Here is a 21,863-nt window from a genome sequence, read left to right as displayed (position 1 = left end):
AGCAAAATGACATGTTGCACCTGTATAACACTTGAGTGCTTTTTGGCGATTGGCCATCAAGTCATTGCTGCGATTGGATTTGTTGTTTTTTTGCAGATTTGTTCAGATTTAAAATAAGCGATAAACGGTTGTAAGTCGCTAATTTAAAGGCTTGCAGCGTTTGGTGTGTGTCAGATTTGAGTCACCGGTTTTTTGACGCTTTCTAAAGAAAACAGTCAATTCTTGCGCTTTGATGGCTGGGTGCTAGTGTCAGGTTCTGACCGACAAACCTTTGACTCCCTGCCGTTTTGCACGAGCGGTCTCGCCATGTTCAGATATGCCAAAGAAGTACTTTTAATTGTTTATTTGCTGCTTTATTCCGAATATTACATTGACCGGTTAAATGCTATCGGCGTCGGTGTTGCTGTACTTCTTTTTGGCGCGATGTTTTTGGCGCTTACTTTAGCGTTATATCTAACGGCTTATATTCGTCAGGCTCTCATTCGCCACTTATTCGCAATAACACTGTTTGTCTCGGCGGTGTTTTTCGATGTCTATACCCGGGTCACCGCGGATTACCTGAGCTACAGCAGCTTTGTCTCGCTGGTGTACTCCGGCGGCTTCATTCAGGAGGCCGCCTACCAGTATCGCGACGCGATCATTCATGGCGCGCTCAGCGGCCTGCTGTTGCTGTTCGGCATCGGTCTGAAACCGCGCCATGCACTGGTGGTGCCCAACGCGTTGCGTGTGGCGGCGCCGGTGTGTGGTGTGCTGCTGTTGAGCGCGGTATTGTTCCTGCGGGCGGGCGAGGGCGCGCGCGGTTTGCCGATCATGTACACGCCGCTGGCCTATCTGAACCTGTTCGCCTATGAAGCGCTGCACAATACGGTCGGCCCGCGCGAGCCGGTGACGCTGGCGCGCCACACAGTGGCGGTCAATCACGACATCGTGTTGATCATCGACGAAAGCATCTCCGGCAATTATCTGGATATCAACGCGCCGTTCGGCGTGCACAGCAACCTTAATCAGGCGCATCCGGGCGTCGACATCTTCAATTACGGCTACGCCGCGTCGATTGCCAATTGCAGCGCCGACACCAACGTTACACTGCGCTACGGCGGCACCCGTGCCGATTACATGCGGATCAACAGCACGCTGCCGTCGATCTGGCAGTACGCGAAAAAGGCCGGTTTGCGCACGGTGTACATCGACGCCCAGCGCACTGCCGGCAATCTGCAGAACCTGATGACCGACAGCGAGAAAAAGGACATCGACGAGTTCGTGCAGTTTGACCAGACCAGCGTGCGTGACCGCGACATGGCCGCCGCCGCCAAGCTGATCGAACTGCTCAACGACGATCAGCCGGAGTTGGTAGTGATCAACAAGGTCGGCGCGCATTTCCCGGTGCACGACAAATACCCCGACGCCTTCATGGCCTACCGTCCTACCTTGCCGCGCGGACAATTCACCGAAGTGGCGGATACCGGCAAACGTGACGGTTTCAACGGCCAGCCGGATGACTGGGTGCTGTACCGCAACGCCTACAAGAACACGGTGTTGTGGAACGTCGGCGAGTTCTTCGCCCGGGTGTTTGCCCAAGCCAATTTGCACAACGCGCTGCTGATCTACACCTCCGATCACGGCCAGGACCTGCATGAACGCGGCAACCCCGGGCTCAATACCCACTGCGGCGGCGATCCGGTGGAGGAAGAAGGGCTGGTGCCGCTGGTGGTGATTCAGGGCGATCAACTGCACGGCCCGGACTGGGCGCAAGCGTTGTCGACGAACAAGGACCGCTCCAGCCACTACAACATTTTTCCGACGCTGCTGCAGGTGATGGGTTATGACCTGGCGGGCATCGAGGCGTTGTACGGCAAACCGTTGACGCTGCCGACGGCGGACGACTTCACCTTCAACTATCGCTTCAATGCACGGCTGGGGGCCAAGCCTGAGTGGAAGCACATTGATCTGAAGACGATCGTCACGCCGGGGCAGGCGGCCACGAGTGTGGCGGCGGGGGAGTGAGGTTTGTGTCGGGTTCTCTGGCCTCATCGCTTGCAGGCAAGCTCCCACAGTGTTCAGGGTGAACCCGGTATTTGTGGATAACTCAGCCCCTGTGGGAGCTGGCCTGCCAGCGATGGGGCCAGTTCAAGCACCACTGATCTGAAGATGCCTCCCACAGTGTTTGATGGTGAAACCAATATTTGTGAACCACCGCAATCCCTGTGGGAGCTTGCCCGCAAGCGATGGGGCCAGTTCAAGCACCACTGATCTGAAGATGCCTCCCACAGCGTTTGATGGGTGAAACCAATATTTGTGAACCACCGCAATCCCTGTGGGAGCTTGCCTGCAAGCGATGAGGCCAGTGCAAACACCACTGATCTGATGAGACCGCAATCCGCTATCCTTGCCCCACATTGACCCAACGGATGGCGGCATGCTTCAGGTTCAAGGCGTGTTCAAAAGTTACCTCACCCCCCAAGGCCCGCTCCCGGTGCTGCAAGGCGTCGACCTGACGCTCGAAGCCGGCAGCAGTCTGGCGCTGATGGGCGAATCCGGCAGCGGCAAAAGCACTTTGCTGCACCTGATCGCCGGTCTCGACAAGGTCGATCGCGGCAGCATCCACAGCGGCGAGCATCGCCTGGAGCAGATGAACGAAGCGCAACTGGCCGACTGGCGTCGCACTGAAATCGGTCTGGTGTTCCAGCAGTTCAACCTGATCGGTAGCCTGCGGGTCGAGGACAATCTGGCGTTTCAGGCGCGCCTGGCCGGGCGTCATGAGCCGCGCTGGCAGGCGCATTTGGTGCAGCGTCTGGGGCTGGGCGAGTTGCTCAAGCGTTATCCCGAACAACTGTCGGGCGGCCAGCAGCAGCGGGTCGCGCTGGCCCGGGCCTTGGCGTCGCGGCCGAAACTGCTGCTGGCCGACGAACCCACCGGCAGCCTCGACGAAGCCACCAGCGACGAAGTACTGCGCCTGTTGCTGGAACTGCTCGACGACACGCCGACCACTCTGTTGATGGTCACGCACAGCCCACGCGTGGCGGCGCGACTGGCGCAGCGGGTGGTGTTGTCCAGCGGCCGTCTGACGTGAACGTATTCTGGCAAACCCTGCGTGCGCTGCTCAGCCACTGGCGGCGGCACCCGGTGCAGTTTTTCAGTGTGCTGACCGGGTTGTGGCTGGCGACCAGTCTGCTGACCGGGGTCGAGGCGCTGAACAGTCAGGCCCGCGACAGTTACGCCCGGGCCAGTCAGATGATCGGCGGCGAACCCCAGGCCAGTCTGGCCACACCGAGCGGTGCGACGTTCACCCAGCAGTGGTTCATCGATCTGCGCCGCGCAGGCTGGCCGGTGTCGCCGCTGCTGCAAGGCCGGCTGATGCTCAAGGATCACCCGGATCAGCGCCTGCAACTGATGGGCATCGAACCGGTGTCGCTGCCGACGGACGTCGCGGTGGCCGGGCAGGCGATGCCGATCGAGCGCATCGTCGCGTTCTTCTCGCCGCCGGGCAGCACCTGGATTTCACCGGAAACCCTGCACGCCCTTGGCTTGACCGAAGGCGCCACGCCGCAAACCGCCAACGGCCAGACGCTGCCGCCGCTGCATGCGCAAAAATACATGGCACCGGGCGTGTTGCTGGTGGACATCGGTGTCGCGCAAACACTGCTCGAACAGCCCGGGCAACTGTCGCGCTTGTTACTGCCTAAGGATTTTCACGCCGAGTTGCCGGCCGCGTTCAATGGCCGGCTGCAGCTCAAAAGCAGCGCCGAGGAAAACAATCTGGCGCGCCTGACCGAGAGCTTTCACCTCAACCTCGATGCCTTGGGCTTTCTCTCGTTTCTGGTCGGGCTGTTCATCGTGCACGCGGCCATCGGTCTGGCGCTGGAGCAGCGTCGTGGCCTGCTGCGCACCTTGCGTGCCTGTGGGGTCAGTGCACGGATGCTGATCGGCAGTCTGATCGTCGAACTGGGTGTGCTGGCTCTGGTTGGCGGCGTGTTCGGGGTCATCAGTGGTTACTGGCTGGCGAGCGTGTTGCTGCCGGATGTCGCCGCCAGTCTGCGCGGTCTGTATGGCGCGGAAGTGGCGGGGCAGTTGCGCCTGAGTCCGTGGTGGTGGTTCAGCGGTATCGGTTTGAGCCTGTTCGGCGCGTTGCTGGCCGGTGCCAACAGTCTGCTGCGTGCGGCACGTTTGCCGCTGTTGGCGGTGGCGGATCCGCAAGCCTGGCATCAGCAACATGCGCGCTGGTTGCGCCGTCAGGGTTGGCTGGCGGCAGGGCTGGGCTTGATCGCGCTGCTGGCGTTGCTGTTCGGTGACAGCCTGAGCAGTGGTTTTGTGTTGATGGCCGGGTTGCTGCTCGGCGCTGCGCTGGCGTTGCCGGTGGTGCTCAGCGCAGTGCTTACTCCTTTGCTCGGGCGCAGTCGTTCGGTACTCGGCCAGTGGTTTCTCGCCGACTGCCGCCAGCAACTGCCGGCGCTGAGTCTGGCACTGATGGCGTTGCTGCTGGCACTGGCGGCCAACATCGGCGCCGGCAGCATGACCGCCGGGTTTCGCCAGACCTTCGACGACTGGCTCGAACAACGCCTCAGTGCCGAGCTGTACCTCAACCCGGTCAATCCGGCGCAATCCCGTGAAATGTACGTTTGGCTCAAGCAACAACCGAACGTCAGCGCGGTGCTGCCCAACTGGCAGGTGGCAGTGACCCTGCAGGGCTGGCCGGCGGATGTGTTCGGGGTGATCGATCATCCGCACTATCGCCAGCACTGGCCGTTGCTCGAGGCGATTGCCGGTGATCCGTGGGCGCATCTGGCAACGGACGACGCGGTGATGCTCAGCGAACAACTGGCGCGACGGCTGAAGGTGCGCGCGGGGGATCATCTGAGCGTGCCGACGCCGGGCGGGGCGTGGTCACCGCGGATCGTCGGGATCTACGCCGACTACGGCAATCCCAAGGGGCACGTGTTGGTCAACAGCAATCATTTGCTGCGGTTGTGGCCGTCACTGACGCCGAACCGTTTCAACCTGCGCATCGCACCGCCCGATATCCCGCCGTTTTTGACCACGCTGCAGACGCGCTTTCAGATCGATGACAGCCGCATCGTCGATCAGGCGCGGCTCAAGGGGTGGTCGGTGCAGGTTTTCGAACGCACTTTCGCCGCCACCGCCGCGCTCAACAGCCTCACTTTGGCGGTGGCTGGTGTGGCGCTGTTCATCAGTTTGCTGACCCAGAGCCAGAGCCGTCTCGGGCAACTGGCGCCGCTGTGGGCCTTGGGTGTGACGCGCCGCCAGTTGATGCTGCTCAATCTCGGTCAGACCTGGCTGTTGGCGGTGCTGACGCTGGTGCTGGCGTTGCCGTTGGGGATCGCGTTGGCGTGGTGTCTGGACGCGGTGATCAACGTGCAGGCGTTCGGCTGGCGTCTGCCGTTGCGGGTTTTTCCGCTGCAACTGCTGCAGTTGCTCGGTCTGGCGTTGCTGGCGACGCTGTTGGCCTCGGCGTGGCCGCTGTATTCGTTGTACCGCACGCAACCGGCGGATCTGCTGAGGACGTTTGCTCATGAGGATTAACCGGGTTGCGCTACTGTTAGCACTGCTGCTGTTGGCCGGTTGCGATCAGCCTGCGCCTGAGCAGAAGGGTTTTGCCGGGCTTGGCGATCAGGCTGCGCAGTTCACCGCCGTGGTGCCGGGGCGGGTGTTCAGCTTCCCGGCGGATCATGGCGCGCATGATGGTTTTCGCATCGAGTGGTGGTATGTCACCGCCAATCTCAAGGATCAGCAGGGTCACGATTTCGGCGTGCAGTGGACGCTGTTTCGCAGCGCCTTAAAGCCTGCGGCAGAACAACCGGGCTGGGCCAATCAGACGATCTGGCTCGGACATGCCGCGGTGACATCGGCCATCGCGCACCATGCCGCCGAGCGCTATGCCCGGGGCGGAGTGGGGCAGGCCGGGGTGAACGTCGCGCCGTTCGAGGCGTGGATCGATGATTGGCGCTTCGCCAGTCAGGCGCAGGATCCGCTGACCGATCTGCAACTCAGCGCCAGCGACAAAGCTTTCAGCTATCAATTGCACCTCACCTCCAGTCGGCCGCTGGTGTTGCAGGGTGACAACGGTTTCAGCCGCAAATCCGAACAAGGCCAGGCCTCGTACTACTACAGTCAGCCGTTCTTTCAGGCCAGCGGCACCCTGCATATCGACGGCCAGACCTACACCGTCAGCGGCCCGGCGTGGCTGGATCGTGAATGGAGCAGTCAGCCACTGGCAGCCAATCAGACCGGGTGGGACTGGTTTTCCCTGCACCTGGACAGCGGGGAATCGCTGATGCTGTTTCGCACCCGGCAAACCGATGGTGCGCCGTTTCTGACCGGCACCTGGATCAGCACCGACGGCCGGGCCGAAACCCTGGGCGGCGAGCAGATCAGACTCACCCCTCAGGACACCGCCAAAGTCGCCGGCCGCCAGATGCCGGTGCGCTGGTCGATCAGCATTCCCGACAAACACCTCGACATCAGCCTCGACGCGCTCAATCCCGACGCCTGGATGAACCTGCGCATCCCTTACTGGGAAGGGCCGGTGCGGATCAGCGGCAGCCATAACGGGCGTGGCTATCTGGAGATGACCGGGTACTGACGGGTGCACTGCAACTAATGTAGGAGCTGCCGAAGGCTGCGATCTTTTGACTTTGATTTTTAAAAACAGGATCAAAAGATCGCAGCCTGCGGCAGCTCCTACAGGGATTGGGTTGAACTCCGTTTCGTCGCGCAGCCTCTACAACGTAATACCCGCGGAGGATTAGCCATGAGCGACGACCTGCAACCCCCAGACCTCAACACCTGGCAGCGTCTGTTCGACGATCAGACCTACTGGCAGCAATCCCCCGATGCTCACTATTTTGACCTGCAACGCATCGCCGACGACCTGCTCGGTCAAGGTGCGATCGATCTGGAGCAGTGGCAGATCCTGCGTGCCAAGGCCGACGACCTGCACAAGGATTCGCCTGCCGTGAATGTCACTAATGAACTGGATGACCCTGAAGCCTGAGGAGACCCGCCATGAAACCCGTATCCCCCAGCGAGCACCCCGACGAACCCCGGCCACCGGGAGAAACCGAACGCGACAACGACGCCCTGCGCCCGACCGACCCCAAGCAACGCAAGGACAGCGACAAGGGCACCGCCAGTGGCGAATCCACCGCGCAGGAGACCGCCGCGGCAGAAACGAAAGCCAAGCCCTGAACAGCGTCTATGCTCAATGGCACATTCGGCGCCGATCCTGCGTTGGCGCCGGATTCTGCCATTCATTACAGGGAAAGTACCGCTTATGAAGCTCCACGCTCTGGCCAAGGCCATCACCCTCGCAACCGTTCTGTCCGCCACCAGCTTCGGCGTGATGGCGGCCGATATACCGCTGTCTGCCACCGTCGAGGCCGATCAGGTCACCACCAAAGTGCTGGCCGTCGATGCGGCCAACCATCAGGTTGTGCTCGAAGGTGCTGAAGGTCGTCAGGTTCACGTACAGCTCAGCGAAAAGGCGAAAAACCTCGCCAACCTTCAGGTCGGCGATCTGGTAAAAGTCGAAGTGCAGCGCTCGGTGGCGGCTTACCTCGATACAGATGTGGATAAAGGTCTGCCTGGCACCGTCGAGCGCAGCGGCGAGCTGCGCAAGGCTCCCGGCACGGATAATCCGGGTGGCGAGGCCTATCGCCAGATTCAGGTGCAACTGAAAATCACCAAAATTGATTTGAAGAAAAACGAAGTGACGCTGGAAAACCCGGCGGGCCAGTCGAAAACCCTCGACGTGAAAAAGCCTGAAATCCAAGCCAAGCTGAAAGATTTGAAAGTAGGGCAGAGCGTAGTTGTCACTTATACCGATGTATTAAAAGTGACCAGTCAGCACGAAAGCTGAGCATTAACTCTACAATATGATTGTTCTTGTACAGATTGTTGTATGAGAACAATCATCTGAAACGAGTGATGCAGCAGCTTGAAAGTTTCGCGAAAGCATTCGTCGATAAATATCTATTAACTTCTTCGTACATAAAATTTACCTTTATGCATGACGACATATGTGCCAACTTCTATTAAAATCCTTCCCGTTCGCCCAGTGTCAGGGCTCTTTACCGGTGCATGGATTGCCAGGCCATTACACTGGGCGAACACCTCTTCGGAGCGGATGTATACAATTTCAGATAAAAAAAGGGCGACTATAAAGTCGCCCTTTTTTGTGTTCGCGATTATACCGATGCCTGCCCCTCAAAGCGTTTGAGGGTGGCTTCGTACATTCTGGTTCTGCGGTGGTTTTTGCCGTAGGTGCCAGCGGCTGCGACGGTTCCTGCCTGGATGTGATCCAGATAGCGGAAAACCTTGCGCGGCGACAGCAGCTTGATGCCGTAGCCCAGAGCGACCATTCGATCCTGCAGGGTGTAACCGGGCACTCGGTCATCCATGCAAAAGTTCAGATCCAGGGACTTCATCAACTTGGCGTTCCACAATGTGCAGAAACTCTTCAGGTGAGTTTCCCGATAAGGTTTTGGCTCTTTACTGCGCAGACCCAACGCAGTTTTCACCCGGCGAATATAGTGTTTGCAAAACCGCGAAGTAAGTCGCCAGGTATCTCTGACAATCCCTCGATTTATTTGCTCGACACACCCGACTGCGGCGATGTCCGCAGACGTTGTGCACTCACGCAGCATCATCGCGAAGACTTCCTTGTCGTAGACAAAGGTGTCGGTGTGCAGCAGAAACAGATAGTCGGTTTCAACTTTTTCCAGCGCCAGATCCAGCGCCTTGCCATGCGCAATATGTCCCGCTTCTTTGCCGGGGGAGGGGCGCTCGATCAGATTGATCCAGTCCAGCGAGCGCAAGTAATCCAGGCTGGCGTCCGCCGAATCATTGTCCACCACCCAAACCGGAATGCGCTGCGCCTGGACATGCTGGCGCAACAACTCCAGGCACATCCGGGTGATGTCCGGGGTTTTGTAATTTACCAATACAAGACTGAAATTCGGCTGCGTAACGGCTGGTAAATCAAACTGGCTCATTCGGGAAGCTCATCCGCGGTTGATCGGCGACAGGTGTCTCTCGGGCCGGGATGCTAGCGACGCAAGCTTAGTTGAAGCTTAATTTGACGTTCAGCAAGCCATTCGAAGTGTGTCGAGCCACGGCATCTCGCGCACGACGCAAGCCGTCCCACAGGCTAAACTGCTCGCCCCTCAGATGCTTCAAGGAAGAAACGGCACCTGCCGTCGCCCCACGGATGAAAACACTTTCCCTCTACCACCCGGCCCTGTACTGGCTGCGCGTGTGGCAAAAAAGACTGTTCCGCCAGATCGCCTGGTACTGCTCCAGCAAACACTACGCACGCCTTGTGGCCGGCGCTGACCGTCTGCCATTTCGCTACCTCAAACACACCTCGAAACTCATCCGCAAACTCGGCGACTCCGACCTCGCCCTGCAACACAACAAAGTCATCAACCTCAAACTCGCCGTCGCCGCCATCGACGGCCTCATCATCGCCCCCGGCGAACACTTCTCCTTCTGCCGCCTCGTCGGCCGCCCAACCCGCAAACGCGGCTACGTCGAAGGCATGGAACTGTCCTTCGGCGAAGCACGACGGGGTGTCGGCGGCGGGATCTGCCAACTGAGCAACCTGATCCACTGGATGGCGATCCACTCACCACTGATCGTTGTCGAGCGCTCCAACCACAGCTTCGATCCATTCCCGGATGAGGGGCGGGTGCTGCCATTCGGTTCCGGCGCGGCGATTTTCTATAACTACGTTGACCTGGTACTGCACAACCCGACGGATCGGAGTTTTCAGTTGAAGTTGAATGTGGGGGAAACGCAGTTGGAGGGGGAATTGTTGTGCCATCGGGTGCGGGAGTATCGGTATCACGTGTTTCAGGAAGGGCACCGGTTTGTGCGGGAGGGAGAATGGGTGTATCGGGAGAATGAAATCTGGCGGGAAGTGCGGGAGAAGGGGCAGGTGGGGGAGTTGGTGGAGAGGGGGAGATTGTATCGGAATCGGGTGGTGGTTAAGTATGAGGTCATGGATGAGTTGATCGGGTAGGGCGCACAAATAGCTACGATGATATTGGCGCCCACTGATCAGTTTCTGAAATAGAGTTCATCCAGTTGGCGTTTGCGTATGGATAGATACTCTTCCCATACTGTGGGGAAGTCTTCATCTTTGGTCAGCGGGAAGGTCAGATAGATGTACCTTCCAACCACACTGATGTATTGCCTCACACGCTTGAAGGCGGGTTGTTCGTAAGCTGCCACGCTTTCGTCATAGGCTTCATGGTAGTGATGGATGCTCACTCGGTGCGGGGCGATCATGCACCGCGAGAAATCGATCACCCAGCAGCTGTCAACGGCTGTGCTCAAATAACCGTAGACACCGTCGCTGGATAGACGAATGCACGAATTAGCCTGGGTGCCGTCGTCATCGTTGACCAAAATGATCTTGTCCGCGAAATAATTGATATTTCTGCCGTCAGGTCCTTGCAGGAGCAAGCTCCAGCCTTCGGCTCCCATGCGGAACTCACCGTTGTTTTCGAAGGTGGCGGTCCAGTTATTGGTGAGTGTGATTTGATGTTTATTCATGGGTGCTCATGTAAACCGAAGGGCCGCAAAGTAATGGGTATAGTTTCTGCCTGAAAATAGAGAGCCAAAGAGTCATGTTTATGAAGGCGATTAGATTGTAAGATAATCGCGTCTATGTAAAAAGAAACTGTGATCTGTACCCGACATTGTCGGTAATGCCTGAATGCACTACTGTCTAAAAAAGTGTCAGTGATCGCATTGCACTACACTGCGCCGTCATTGTTGTATGCCTTAATATTGGCTATACTAATATTTTTTGCTTGGCATGTGGCTACGCAGTTATTTTCAAATTTAATTGTGACTTTGTAGTCTGAGGATTTTCCCTCGATTGTTAAGGTGGTGGTGCCGCTGAAGTTGAAATTCTCTACATTAAAATTTTCTATGTCTACTATGTAGAGCTGAAACTCATACTCGTTGTAATTCTTTGTCAGCCACTTTTTAGGGGCTGCTTGCTCTATTTTGCTGGATAATTTTATGCATATAGAGTTTCCGTCCAGCATTACGTATGACGTACGCATGCTTGAGGGGGAATATGTTTCTCCGAAAATCGACGTCCACTGCTTTTTGTTCGATATTGATGATGTCCACATGTTAGGTTGTTCAAAATGCTTAGTGGTTTCTACTAGATTCTTTGCCTTTGCTAAGTTTTAAATTAGTCGTAGATTCAAGTTTTGCAAAAGGGAAGTATTTGTTTTTAATGTCTTTTGAGGTGTCTGTGGAATATAAATTTGTCCCCTTCGTCTCTTGATTCTTCTTCATTTATTCGATGTCCATAGCTTTTCTATATTTTTCGAATGTGATAACGCATGCTTCATCTTCATCGATTAACTTTTCATAAAAGCTGTCGTCATCAGCCCATTCGCAAAAAACGAGCTGTGTCTTGACTTTTTTATTGTATGTGTCTTTTGAGTTTAGGACCCAATAAGAAGAAAGTTTTTGTTCGGTGATTTCAAAAAAATCTAGTGCGAACGGTTTGGGGTATTCATCGTAAGAGTCTGCGCATATATAAATCCATGGGCAATTATCCCAGAATTCTATACCGTAAACCGTATATTCTTTTCCAATTTTTATGTCAAGCTCACTGTCGCTGATCGAGATGTAACGCTCCAGTCTTGTTGCAGTATCTTGCGTAAAGCTGTTGTCTATTTTGTTTGTTTTGCATCTGACTTTCATTTTTCTTCATAGTCCCCAGGTGGCACGGATGGGTCGTTACCCCATGGTTTTATATCATCAGTGCTGTGTTTTTTAAATTTGAAATCCATTAGCTCTCCGGTATTGGGATCTCGAACATAATGGACGACCGAGTCGTTACCATTTTTGGATTTCACTTTAAGTTCCCATTTGTCCATTCCTTTAAAGTTTGGATCATTCAAGCTTTGGATGATCCTGACACCATGTCCTTCTTTTGCCGCTTGTAAAGTCATCTGATCCTGAATGCTTTTAGGTTGACGGCTCCATTTATCGTGTTTTGGTGGCTCAGGAGGTGGCGGCGAACCTTCCTTTACAATTGCCTTGCTTGCAGGCTTTTCGGCGCTTACCCCGGAGGAGCCATCTTTGCCTCCTGGGCATCCGCTTAACCCCAACGGATCCACCCATCCCGTCGGGTTAGGCACGTATTGGTAGTTGTTCAACCCACCCGCAAGCTTGATCGGGTCCGGTGTCAAAAACCGCCCAGTCCCCGGATTGTAGTAGCGGTGCCGGTTGTAATGTAACCCTGTCTCGGTATCGAAATACTGACCCTGGAAGCGCAGCGGGTTATCGATCTCGCTGACGTCCAGCGCAGCGAGGTTACCGTAGGCGCGGTACTTCGCGGACCACATGATCTCGCCACTGTAGTCGGTGAGTTCCTGCGGTGTGCCCAGATGATCGAGTTGGTAGTAAAACGGCGTGGCTTTGCGCGGGCCTTCGCCGTCGAGCATCGCCAATGGACGGAAGCTTCCCGGTTCATAAATGTAACTGCGGTAGCGGTTTTCCGCGCTTTCGGCGATCAGTCGTTCACCTTGCCACAGGAATTCGGTTGTCTGGCCTTCGACGGTTTTTTCGATGCGTCGGCCGAAGGCGTCGTATTTGTAGGACGCGGTTTTGCCGCTCGGCAGGCTGACGCCTATGAGACGGTGCTGGCAGTCGTAGCGGTATTCAGTGACAAGTTTCTGCCCGGCGCCGCGACGTTCGCGGACGAGGTTACCGTAGGCGTCATAGTCGTAATGGCGGTCGCCCTGCATTAGCAGGCGGTTGCCTTTGACGTTGGCGAGGTTGGCGGTGCCTTCGTTGTTCTGTCCAAGCAGGTTACCCGCCGGATCGTGGGCGAAGCTTTCCGGCGTAGCACCGCGTACGCTGATGAGCCGGTCGAGCGGGTCGTAGTGATAGCTGCGATTGCCCTTGCGGCTGTCATCGATGCCGATGAGGTTGCCGTTGGCGTCGTAGTTGTAGCGACGCTGGAACAGGTTTTTATCACGCTGGCCGACGGTGTGGGCTTGCAGTCGGCCTTGTTCGTCGTACTGGTACTGGCTGAGCAACAGGCCTTGCTGGCGCTGTTGTTCACGACCGGCTCTGAACTGATGGCTGGTCAGGCGTGAACCGTTGAGGTCGATGCTGCTCAGGCGTCCGCCGGACAGGTGGCGGTAGTCGAGTGTGCTGCCGTCAGGGAGACGGCAGTGACTCAGTTGGCCAACGCTGTCGTATTCGTAACGCGTGGTGCCCCAGCCTTGGTGTTCCTCAATGAGGCGGTCTTGCAGGTCGTACTTGTAGGCGAGCGGCCAATGGCCGTCGTCGACGTTTCGCAAATGGAGGGGTTTCAATCTCTATTTGATTGAAAAGTGGCAGGCTGGAAAATAAATCTGTCCCCTTAATCCACTAATTTAATGCGGTATTTAGGGAAATAGAAGAGTTTTAGATTTTGAATTGTTTTAAATATCTATCCTCAGCTATGCCGAAGTCGTGATCTGCAGGTTTCTCAAAGCTGTTCAAGATTAAGAGTGCATCCCTTGAGTCTTAATCGTTTAATTTCCTCATCAAATGTGTACTTTGGCAGATCCTTGTTTTTTAAATCATATTGCTGCCTAAGCAGACGAAATAGTTTTCCTATATTTTTCTTGCTTCTCTCGTCAAGACTTTCGATTAGGTCGTAACTATTGCTTGATAAAAAGGCTATTTTGTTTTTGAGTGTGTAGTAGGCGCTTATGTTGGAGAATAATCCTTCGGCATCTGAATAATCTTCCTTTAAATATTTTGCATAATCTTCAAATACCGATGTAAGTAAGTTTTGTGCGGCTTTCTGGTTCTTTAAAACGCTGCACATTTCCTGCCAGTTGCTAATAAAAAGATGGTCTCCCCAGTCCGAGCCTCGAGCGAAATATTGTCCATTTCCTTTAAAGAAGTCAGAAATCTCGTGAAGATCTAATGCAGTTTCAAAAGTGGTCTTCATTGAAGCTTTTCCCAGTCATCGAAGTTTTTCAACAGTGTTCCAATATCACTGTTGTGAGTGACATTTTCTGAGCCGATTAGAGCTGCTTCCTTGGTTCCGCTTTTGGTAGCTCCTCCTGGAACCCATTCGTTAGGGTAAGCCCCATTTTCACGACCGTTTGGCATCTCGTAGCTGAACCTCGGATCATTGGGCTTTATTTTAACGATGTAGATGCCTTCACCTTCTAGGGATTTTGCACCTAGATTGAGTTCTTTGTTGAGAACATTCCAGTCATTTCCTGCTGCTCTGTATTTTGCAACAACTTCGTCCATTTCTGAGGATAGTCCTACAAATTTTCGTTGTGGAAAGCTAGGATATCTTGAATCCGTGATCCAGCTTTCGATAACTACGAACGACCCTCCTTCTTTTGCAAAGAGCTCTCGGTGCGCATTTACATAACTGTCCGGCAGGTACTCATTGGGGCTTGGGGGGCGATCTGCCTTGTTCATATCAATAATTTCATCGAATTTTTCCTGACTCATAGGTAAGTGGTCAGGTTTTATAGCATTCGCAGAGTTCGTCGGTAATTCGCAATCAGGTCCTGGGCAAGTTGAGCTTAAACCCAACGGATCCACCCACCCCGTAGGATTTGGCACGTACTGGTAGTTATTCAACCCACCCGCAAGCTTGATCGGATCCGGCGTCAGATACCGCGCTGTGTTCGGATTGTAGTAGCGGTGCCGGTTGTAATGTAACCCCGTCTCTGCATCGAAGTACTGACCCTGGAAGCGCAGGGGGTTGTCGATTTCGATGACATCCAGTGCCGCAAGGTTGCCATAGGCGCGGTATTTCGCCGACCACATGATCTCGCCGCTGTAGTCGGTAAGTTCCTGCGGTGTGCCGAGGTGGTCGAGTTGATAGTAGAACGGCGTGGCCTTTAGTGGGCCCTCGCCGTCGAGCATCGCCAAGGGGCGGAAGCTGCCGGGTTCGTAGATATAGGTGCGATAGCGGTTGTCGGCGCTTTCGGCGATCAGACGTTCGCCTTGCCACAGGAATTCGGTTGTATGGCTGTCGACGGTTTTTTCGATACGGCGGCCAAAGGCGTCGTATTTGTATGACGCCGTACTGCCCCCCGGCAGACTTACGCCAATCAGACGATGTTGGCAGTCATACCGGTATTCAGTAACGAGTTTCTGTTTAGCGCCGCGCCGCTCGCGGATCAGGTTGCCGTAGGCGTCGTAGTCGTAGTGGCGGTCGCCCTGCATCAAAAGGCGGTTGCCTTTGACGTTGGCCAGGGTGGCAACCGGCATGTCAGTCTGACCGAGCAGGTTACCTGCCGGGTCATGGGCGAAGCTTTCGGGTGTTGCGCCACGTACGTTGATCAAGCGATCAAGCGGATCGTAATGGTAGCTGCGGTTGCCTTTACGGCTGTCGTCGATGCCGGCGAGGTTGCCGTTGGCGTCGTAGTTGTAGCGACGCTGGAACAGGTTTTTGTCGCGTTGACTGACGCTGTGGGCTTGCAGGCGACCTTGTTCATCGTATTGGTATTGGCTGAGCAGCAGACCTTGCTGGCGTTGCTGTTCGCGACCGGCGCTGAACTGGTGGGAAGTCAGGCGTGTGCCGTTGAGGTCGATGCTGCTCAAGTGCCCACCAGGTTGGTGGCGATAATCGAGTGTGCTGCCATCCGGCAGGCGGCAGTGATTGAGCTGTCCGATGCTGTCGTATTCGTAACGCGTGGTGCCCCAGCCCTGATGCTCGGTGATCAGCCGATCCTGCACATCATATTCATAAGCAAGCGGCCAATGACCATCGTCCACGTTGACCAGACGGCCAAGTACATCGTAGCTATAGTGAATTTCCTCGCCGTTGGGCAGGGTCTTCACCAGCAGTCGGCCGGCAGCGTCGCGTTGGTACTCGGTGACCAGTTCGCTGCCGTCATCGCCGAATTCGGTTTTCTTCAACAACTGGCCGTTGAGGTCGTACTCGTAGGCAGTGCGGCGTCCGTCGAAACCGGTTTCTTGCTGGATCAGCCCGTTCGAGTAGTAATCCAGCTGATAGTGTTCGCCGCGTTCGTTTTCGATGTCGGTGAGCAGAAGGCGCGCATTGTCGTAGCGATAACGCAGTTGACTGCCGTCCGGGTTGATACGACGGCTGACCAGGTGCAGGTTATCGGCATACTCGTAACGGGTTACACGGCCCAGTTCGTCGCGTTCAGCCGTGACGCGACCGTACGGGTTGTAGGTAAACGCGCGGGTGGCACCACCGGGCAGGATGACCTGTGCCAGTCGATTTGCAGCGTCCCATTGGTAGTGGGTGATTGCACCGGTTTCAGCTTGACGTGTGATCTGCCGACCGAGTGCGTCATAGCGATATTTGCGTTGACCGCCGTCGGGCAGGCGCTCCTCCAGCAACTGGCCGAGGTTATTCCAGCCGAGTTGATGACGGCTGCCATCAGGGTGTCTGATTTCCAGCAAGCGTCCCTGGCGATCGTAGCTGTAGTGCGTTGAGTTGCCATCCGGATCAATTTGTTCGGTGATATCGCCCTGTTCATTGCGCCAGTAAATCCATTTGGCCGGGCCACGGTTAACCACACGGACGTAGCCGTGGTAGTACTCGTAGGAGGTCGGCATGTCTTCCGGCGGGATGACCGCGACCAGTCGACCCGCTTCGTTGTACTGGTATTCAGTAACCGCCCCCAGCGGATCCTTTTCGGCGATCAACCGGCCTTGATCGTCGTAAGCCTTGAGGTGTTCCGCGCCATCCGGATCGACCTTGGCTACGAGCCGAGCCTTGTCGTCGTGGGTGTAGACCTCTTCGCTGCCATCGGCGTTGGTAACCGTAACACTACCTTTGTCATCCCAGGCGTAGTGCGCGTCCATCTGCGAGAAGCTGGCCCAGTGATGGATGCAACGCGCTGACTTGCCTTCCTTTTCCCATTCCCAGTAGAAGCTGGCGCCACCGGCGAGTTGTCGCTGGAGAATGACATTCTGTTCGTTGTAAGTGTAACGCTCCGACTCACCGGCAGCGTTTGTGGCTTTGATCAGGCGTTGTTGAGCATCGTACGTGTAGGTGATAAGCGTCTGGACGGTGCTCCATGCATCTTCCAGATTGTCTGCCGGGACGAATTGCTGATGGTCGATGGCGACGATGTGCTTGCGGTCATACCGAACCAAAAGGGCTCGACCGGCCCCGTTATCCACTCGCTTGATTCGGCCGTGGATGTCACGGGTGATGTGCAGGCGATTGTCGTATTTGTCGCTGATGGCGATCAGCGTCGCGCCTTTGCTGTTGAAGCGGAAGTGATAGAACTGCTTACGTTCAACAGCCTGTGTGAGGATTAGTTCAGAAGGATCGTTGCCGATGAAAATCGCGGCTTCCGAAAGGCTGTTGGTGATGGCCGGACGCTGCTCGCTCGGCATAGGAAAAGTCGTGACACGATTTTCGTGGTCGGTCCAGACGACTTCATCGCCATTGATGTCGACCCGTTGGGCGAGGGCATGGCTCCAGCCAAAGCCGAGGCCGCAATCCATTTCCGCCGCACTGGTGCGATAGAGACGCGTCCAGGTGAAGGGCAGCAAACCGCCGAGTTCGCCGTCGGTAAGTGTCAACAATTCTTCGCCGGTGACCATCGAAACCGGACAGCCATTGGTGCATGTCTTTTTTGCACACGAAGCACTTTTGTCGTCGGGTGTCTTGGATTGATCAGGTGCGTCGTCGATCTTTTCCTTTGGCTCAAGCGAAGTTTGTTTCTGCTTTTTGTCCCGAGGAAACGAGGAGGCGTCCTTGACCTCTTGTTTCGGTGTATCTGAAGTTTTCGGCAGCGGGCCTTTTGCTGGTTGCTCCGCTACCTGGCTTTTCGGTGCGGCCTTGGTTGGTTGGGGTTTGGGCTTGGGCGCTTCAGTGGCTGCCTCATCGATCTTCAATGCTGCCGTTTTGGCAGGCTTCATCGGTACATTTTTGGCGCTGGCGATGATTGGCTTCGACACTTCAGCATGGGCGGGCAGGGCGTGTTTATTGCTGAGCGTCATTAGAGTGGAGGCAAGATCTTCCAGGTACTTGACCGCTTCTCCCGACTTGACCGTGGATAGGACTTTTGTCCCTGCTCTTACAGCCAGTCCGGCACCACCCGTTAGGCAGATGCCCACCAGTACGTTGATCAGAAACTCCGAAGCAATTGCCGTCATTACGTCGACGATTACCTGCGGCGGGAGCATGCCGACCCACGCCACAATCGCCGAGACGTAGATGAACATCAGCGGCTCGTCGCTTAGGATCAGCAACCCTGAAGCGATGGACTCTTTCGACGCAGCATAGAGCTTGTCGATTTCGATGTCCGAGAGATATTTTTTGAGTTTCGCGTAGTTTTTTTGCGGATTAGCGAGCAGCTCGAACAGGCTTTTGATGTCGTCCCACAGACGAAGCAGAGCTTTCTCAAAACCATCCAGTGCCCGTTTGAGCAAAATGACCGAACGCCCGGCGCGGTCTGCCGCCGAGTAGCTGGCCCATTGCGGCTGAAACTTGCTCGACCATTCGCTTTGCAGCCAGCTGTCAAGTTTGCCGATAACGCCTTGATAGGAGTCATAGAGTGCTTTGACGTCGTTCTGCGAGACATTGGGAAAGAATGTGATGCGATAGGTCTGACCCTTCTTGCAGCCTTCAACCACCTTGATGCCGCTTGGACCGATCATGGTTTCGATAACCGGTCCGGTAACGTCGTCGTAGAAGGTGCCCTTGGTCACAGGCTCGAGTTTCACCGGAGTATTGCCGATAGGGACAAATCGCGCAGACTCAAACATATGGATCAGTGTGAAATCACCCACCAGTGGGCAGGTCGCATAGGTTTCCACGGCGCCGGTTTTAGTCTTGCGCTTAGTCACGCTGACTTCATTGCCGACCTTGAAAGTCTGGTCGACATCTAGCGCCCAGCCTGTCCAGAAACCGTCAGCCCAATCCTTGTAATCGCTCAGGCAGTTTTTGAAGTCTTTGAGAATCAGGCTCACGTCAGGTGTTTTGGCATCCAGCACGCGCAGGACCAATGTACCAATCGGGGTATTCATGACGTGACTTCCTTTGTCAGCTCAGCGGCAAGACGCTCTGCCATTTCTTCTGTATTTGGGTTTTGGCGTACGAAGCGCTCGACCTTTCTACGCAGGTTGGCTTCGGGGAATTCGAAGTACAACTCCGGACAATCCTCTGATAGCCACTGCATCAGGTTCTCGACGACAGTGGTGTGATCCTTTTTAGCGAGGGCATCCAATAGCGTTTGGGGAATCTCCCACCAGGGCCACTCTTTTGCGGGAGGTACCGCTCTTCGGCCGACTTCGAGAGTCTGTCCGTTAATCAGGTAACGTTGGAACACGGGCAGCAACTCACCTGCGGTAGCACCTAAACCTTCGATGATCGGATGAAAATGTCGACCATCCCAGAACCTGAAAAACACTTCAGTAGCGTCCGGCATTTTTACCTGAGTCAGGCTGCGCAAATGCTCCAGCACCGTTTCCGGCGCGCAGGTAGATACCGCTAGCCAACCCCAATCCAAGGCATCGGTTTCAGTAATCCATTGCAGAAAACTGGCATTGGGGCTGATCTCGGCGAGATACGGCATTACGGGAAGCCAATCGGCGTAAGGCGTTCCACTCCAAATAGGCTGCAGTTGTGGTGCGGCATCTTGCTGATAGAAGGGCTTGAGCGGCTCGGCATCGCTCGCTGCGCTGACGATCAGGTACAGGCGCTCGCCAGTCTGCAGCGGCTGTTGTGCCAGCCAGTCCTTGGGTGTCAGTCGATCAGATGGCACAGGCACCTGCCTTGCATTTTTCGCATTCTTCGCAGAACGGCGCGTTACGTTTGAGGGTGTTGATCTGGGCCGGGGTCAGGACCTGACCGGCCTTGTCGGCGTCGGCCTGTTTCAGCACGCCGGGCATAAGCGGGGCGGCGCCGGTGCCGCTGCCGGGGCTGCCGCCGGAGTTCATGTTGATCACCGGGCCGCTCAGGGTCACGCCGCCGGCGTCGATCTTGATGAAGCTGCCGCCGCCGACCAGGGTCAGTTCTGCGCCGGCCTCCATCACCACTTTCATGCCGCTGCTGAGGTGGATTTCCTGGCCGGCGTCGATGAACTGGCCGGTGCCGATCTTGATGTGCTGGTTGACGCCCACGGTCAGGTGGTCGTTGGCGCGGGCTTCGACTTTGCGGTCGGCGTAGACAGTGTGGTGTTCTTCGGCCTTGAATTCGGTGTAGCTGTTTTGCTCGACGGTGTCGTGGCGTTCGTTACCGACGCGGATCTTCTGGTCGTGCTCGATGTTTTCGTCCCAGTCACGCTGGGCGTGGAGGAAGATCTGCTCCTGACCTTTCTTGTCTTCGATGCGCAGCTCGTTGTAGCCGCCACCGCCCATGGAACTCAGGGTCTTGAAGGTGCTGCGGGTCTTGTTTGCCGGCAGCTCATACGGGACGGTGTTTTCCTTGTGGTACAGGCAGCCGCTGATCAGCGGTTGATCGGGGTCGCCTTCAAGGAAGGTCACCAGCACTTCCATGCCGATGCGCGGGATGGCGATGCCGCCGTACTGGGCGCCGGCCCAGGCGCTGGAGACGCGCAGCCAGCAACTGGTCTTGTCGTCGGCCTGGCCTTCGCGGTCCCAGTGGAACTGGACTTTGACCCGGCCGTACTCGTCGCAGTGAATCTCTTCACCTTTGGGGCCGGTGACCACGGCGCTCTGGCTGCCGAGGATGCGCGGTTTCGGGTGGCGCAGCGGTGGGCGGTTGGGCACGTCCCAAGGGGTCGCCTGGAAACGGTTGCGATAGCCCTGATGGAAATCGTCCTTCAGCGCGGTGGTGTCGCTGGTCACCGACTCTTCGAGCACCTGCGGCTGCTTGCCTTCATGCAGGACTTCGGTGAGCAGCCACAGGTCGTTCCACTTGGCCTTCGGGTGTTCGGTCAGGGCGAGGAAATGGCCGCTGACCAGCAGCGGCTGATCGCTCTTGCCTTCGGCGAGCTGGAAGTCGCTGCGGTGGCGTTCGAGGGCGCGTTTGGCCAGGTGTTTGCCGCGCTCGCGGTCGATGAAGCGGCCCGGGTAGTCGTAGTCTTCGAGGTCGGGCAGGGCGTCGCCACGGTTTTCGCTTTCCAGCGTCAGACGCGGTTTTTCGAAGTCGTAGTCGCGGCGGGTGGTGCGGCTGGTGCGGGTTTCCAGGCGCAGGTCGAAGCGCTTGATCACCGGGTTGCTGGCGACCATGCCGGAGTCTTGCTGGTAGGCCACTGGCTGGAGTTTCGGGAACACCGTCTGGTCATCGCCGAACACCAGCTTGTGCGCCGTGGCGCTGTGCTGGAAGTGGTAGTGAATACCTTCTTCCTCGCACAGGCGCTGGATGAAATGCAGGTCCGATTCATCGTATTGCACGCAGTAGATGCGCTCGGGATAGATCGAACCGGTCTTGAATTCGTAGGCGTTGCTCTGGATACCGTGTTCTTCGAGGACCATGCCGATGATTTTCGGCACCGTGAGGTTCTGGAAGATGCGTTGATTGACGCGATGCGCCAGGTACGACAGTTGCGGGCGCAGGGTTACCGAATAACGGGTCAGGCGCTTGCCGGAATCGCCTTGCGCGGCGCGGTAGATCTGGCCGTGGATGCCGCTGCCATCGGGCGACAGCTGCAGAAAGGCCGGTTTGTGCAGCAGGGTTTCGAGGTCCAGCGACGGCTGCTCACTGACCAGCTCCACCTCAAAGACAAAAGGCTGGCTGATGGCTTCCCGGCCGGTCAGGGTAAATACCTGAAAATCGGCGGAGAGCCCTTCGATGGTCAGGGCAAAGTGGGTTTCATTGGCCGGCGCGAACATCCCTTGTTCCTCGTGCTGTACAGCGGCGTTCGTCGACGGCCGCAAAAAAGCGGCTCAACGTA

16 protein-coding genes and 1 pseudogene are annotated in these 21,863 nt (G+C 56.3%); 8 read left to right on the top strand and 9 right to left on the bottom strand.

Going from position 1 to position 21,863, the window contains the following annotated elements; genetic code table 11:
- Nucleotides 1–306 precede the first annotated feature (306 nt).
- The 7 genes from LOY52_RS16990 (at nt 307) to LOY52_RS16960 (ending at nt 7,873) form a co-directional block, all read left to right on the top strand.
- Entirely contained in the window at nt 307–2,004 is a 1,698-nt protein-coding gene (locus tag LOY52_RS16990) for a sulfatase-like hydrolase/transferase (protein WP_258675157.1), read from the top strand.
- 412 nt (nt 2,005–2,416) lie between these two features.
- Complete coding sequence (locus tag LOY52_RS16985) at nt 2,417–3,070, top strand: ABC transporter ATP-binding protein (protein WP_258675156.1); 654 nt, start codon at nt 2,417–2,419, stop codon at nt 3,068–3,070.
- Nucleotides 3,067–5,538, top strand: a complete 2,472-nt coding sequence (locus LOY52_RS16980; protein WP_258675155.1) for an ABC transporter permease — start codon at nt 3,067–3,069, stop codon at nt 5,536–5,538. The genes LOY52_RS16985 and LOY52_RS16980 overlap by 4 nt, the downstream gene beginning before the upstream one ends.
- A complete protein-coding gene (locus tag LOY52_RS16975; protein WP_258675154.1) occupies nt 5,528–6,598 on the top strand; it encodes a lipocalin-like domain-containing protein in 1,071 nt (356 codons plus the stop codon). The genes LOY52_RS16980 and LOY52_RS16975 overlap by 11 nt, the downstream gene beginning before the upstream one ends.
- Nucleotides 6,599–6,766: 168 nt before the next feature.
- Nucleotides 6,767–7,009, top strand: coding sequence for a hypothetical protein (locus LOY52_RS16970; RefSeq protein ID WP_258675153.1), 243 nt, complete (start codon nt 6,767–6,769; stop codon nt 7,007–7,009).
- A gap of 11 nt (nt 7,010–7,020) precedes the next feature.
- A complete protein-coding gene (locus tag LOY52_RS16965) occupies nt 7,021–7,203 on the top strand; it encodes a hypothetical protein (protein WP_258675152.1) in 183 nt (60 codons plus the stop codon).
- An 85-nt stretch (nt 7,204–7,288) separates the two neighbouring features.
- Nucleotides 7,289–7,873 carry a hypothetical protein gene (locus tag LOY52_RS16960; protein ID WP_258675151.1) on the top strand — a complete coding sequence of 195 codons (585 nt, stop codon included), beginning with the start codon at nt 7,289–7,291 and terminating at the stop codon, nt 7,871–7,873.
- Between the two features lie 328 nt (nt 7,874–8,201).
- Here the strand turns inward: LOY52_RS16960 and LOY52_RS16955 are convergent, their stop codons facing one another.
- A complete protein-coding gene (locus tag LOY52_RS16955; protein ID WP_258675150.1) occupies nt 8,202–9,008 on the bottom strand; it encodes a glycosyltransferase family 2 protein in 807 nt (268 codons plus the stop codon).
- A 215-nt stretch (nt 9,009–9,223) separates the two neighbouring features.
- Here LOY52_RS16955 and LOY52_RS16950 point away from each other — a divergent pair, with 215 nt between their 5' ends.
- A complete protein-coding gene (locus LOY52_RS16950) occupies nt 9,224–10,036 on the top strand; it encodes a VanW family protein (protein WP_258675149.1) in 813 nt (270 codons plus the stop codon).
- Between the two features lie 38 nt (nt 10,037–10,074).
- On the opposite strand, the gene LOY52_RS16945 is transcribed toward LOY52_RS16950, so the two are convergent.
- The 8 genes and pseudogenes from LOY52_RS16945 to tssI form a co-directional block, all read right to left on the bottom strand.
- Nucleotides 10,075–10,572 (bottom strand): hypothetical protein, encoded by a 498-nt coding sequence (locus LOY52_RS16945; protein ID WP_258675148.1) that lies wholly within the window; start codon nt 10,570–10,572, stop codon nt 10,075–10,077.
- A 203-nt stretch (nt 10,573–10,775) separates the two neighbouring features.
- Entirely contained in the window at nt 10,776–11,162 is a 387-nt protein-coding gene (locus LOY52_RS27460; protein ID WP_408980403.1) for an Imm50 family immunity protein, read from the bottom strand.
- A 169-nt stretch (nt 11,163–11,331) separates the two neighbouring features.
- A complete protein-coding gene (locus LOY52_RS16940; protein WP_258675147.1) occupies nt 11,332–11,745 on the bottom strand; it encodes a hypothetical protein in 414 nt (137 codons plus the stop codon).
- 383 nt (nt 11,746–12,128) lie between these two features.
- A pseudogene (locus LOY52_RS16935) lies at nt 12,129–13,355 on the bottom strand (RHS repeat domain-containing protein); the annotation flags it as partial.
- Between the two features lie 170 nt (nt 13,356–13,525).
- Complete coding sequence (locus tag LOY52_RS16930; RefSeq protein ID WP_258675145.1) at nt 13,526–13,996, bottom strand: hypothetical protein; 471 nt, start codon at nt 13,994–13,996, stop codon at nt 13,526–13,528.
- Complete coding sequence (locus LOY52_RS16925; protein ID WP_258675143.1) at nt 13,993–19,032, bottom strand: RHS repeat-associated core domain-containing protein; 5,040 nt, start codon at nt 19,030–19,032, stop codon at nt 13,993–13,995. The genes LOY52_RS16930 and LOY52_RS16925 overlap by 4 nt, the downstream gene beginning before the upstream one ends.
- Entirely contained in the window at nt 19,029–19,769 is a 741-nt protein-coding gene (locus LOY52_RS16920) for a DUF4123 domain-containing protein (RefSeq protein ID WP_202370296.1), read from the bottom strand. The genes LOY52_RS16925 and LOY52_RS16920 overlap by 4 nt, the downstream gene beginning before the upstream one ends.
- A complete protein-coding gene (gene tssI / locus LOY52_RS16915) occupies nt 19,759–21,801 on the bottom strand; it encodes a type VI secretion system tip protein VgrG (RefSeq protein WP_258675142.1) in 2,043 nt (680 codons plus the stop codon). The genes LOY52_RS16920 and tssI overlap by 11 nt, the downstream gene beginning before the upstream one ends.
- Nucleotides 21,802–21,863 lie beyond the last annotated feature (62 nt).

Source organism: Pseudomonas sp. B21-051 (genome assembly GCF_024748795.1).
In the GTDB taxonomy this organism is placed as follows: domain Bacteria; phylum Pseudomonadota; class Gammaproteobacteria; order Pseudomonadales; family Pseudomonadaceae; genus Aquipseudomonas; species Aquipseudomonas putida_A.
This window is presented reverse-complemented; position numbering and strand designations above follow the sequence as displayed.

Coding starts and splice junctions, on each gene's coding strand:
- LOY52_RS16940 (WP_258675147.1), bottom strand. CDS start 11,745: ATGAAAGTCAGATGCAAAACAAACAAAATAGACAACAGCTTTACGCAA.
- LOY52_RS16950 (WP_258675149.1), top strand. CDS start 9,224: ATGAAAACACTTTCCCTCTACCACCCGGCCCTGTACTGGCTGCGCGTG.
- LOY52_RS16960 (WP_258675151.1), top strand. CDS start 7,289: ATGAAGCTCCACGCTCTGGCCAAGGCCATCACCCTCGCAACCGTTCTG.
- LOY52_RS16970 (WP_258675153.1), top strand. CDS start 6,767: ATGAGCGACGACCTGCAACCCCCAGACCTCAACACCTGGCAGCGTCTG.
- LOY52_RS16965 (WP_258675152.1), top strand. CDS start 7,021: ATGAAACCCGTATCCCCCAGCGAGCACCCCGACGAACCCCGGCCACCG.
- LOY52_RS16955 (WP_258675150.1), bottom strand. CDS start 9,008: ATGAGCCAGTTTGATTTACCAGCCGTTACGCAGCCGAATTTCAGTCTT.
- LOY52_RS16990 (WP_258675157.1), top strand. CDS start 307: ATGTTCAGATATGCCAAAGAAGTACTTTTAATTGTTTATTTGCTGCTT.
- LOY52_RS16975 (WP_258675154.1), top strand. CDS start 5,528: ATGAGGATTAACCGGGTTGCGCTACTGTTAGCACTGCTGCTGTTGGCC.
- LOY52_RS16930 (WP_258675145.1), bottom strand. CDS start 13,996: ATGAAGACCACTTTTGAAACTGCATTAGATCTTCACGAGATTTCTGAC.
- LOY52_RS16925 (WP_258675143.1), bottom strand. CDS start 19,032: ATGAATACCCCGATTGGTACATTGGTCCTGCGCGTGCTGGATGCCAAA.
- LOY52_RS27460 (WP_408980403.1), bottom strand. CDS start 11,162: ATGTGGACATCATCAATATCGAACAAAAAGCAGTGGACGTCGATTTTC.
- LOY52_RS16945 (WP_258675148.1), bottom strand. CDS start 10,572: ATGAATAAACATCAAATCACACTCACCAATAACTGGACCGCCACCTTC.
- LOY52_RS16985 (WP_258675156.1), top strand. CDS start 2,417: ATGCTTCAGGTTCAAGGCGTGTTCAAAAGTTACCTCACCCCCCAAGGC.
- tssI (WP_258675142.1), bottom strand. CDS start 21,801: ATGTTCGCGCCGGCCAATGAAACCCACTTTGCCCTGACCATCGAAGGG.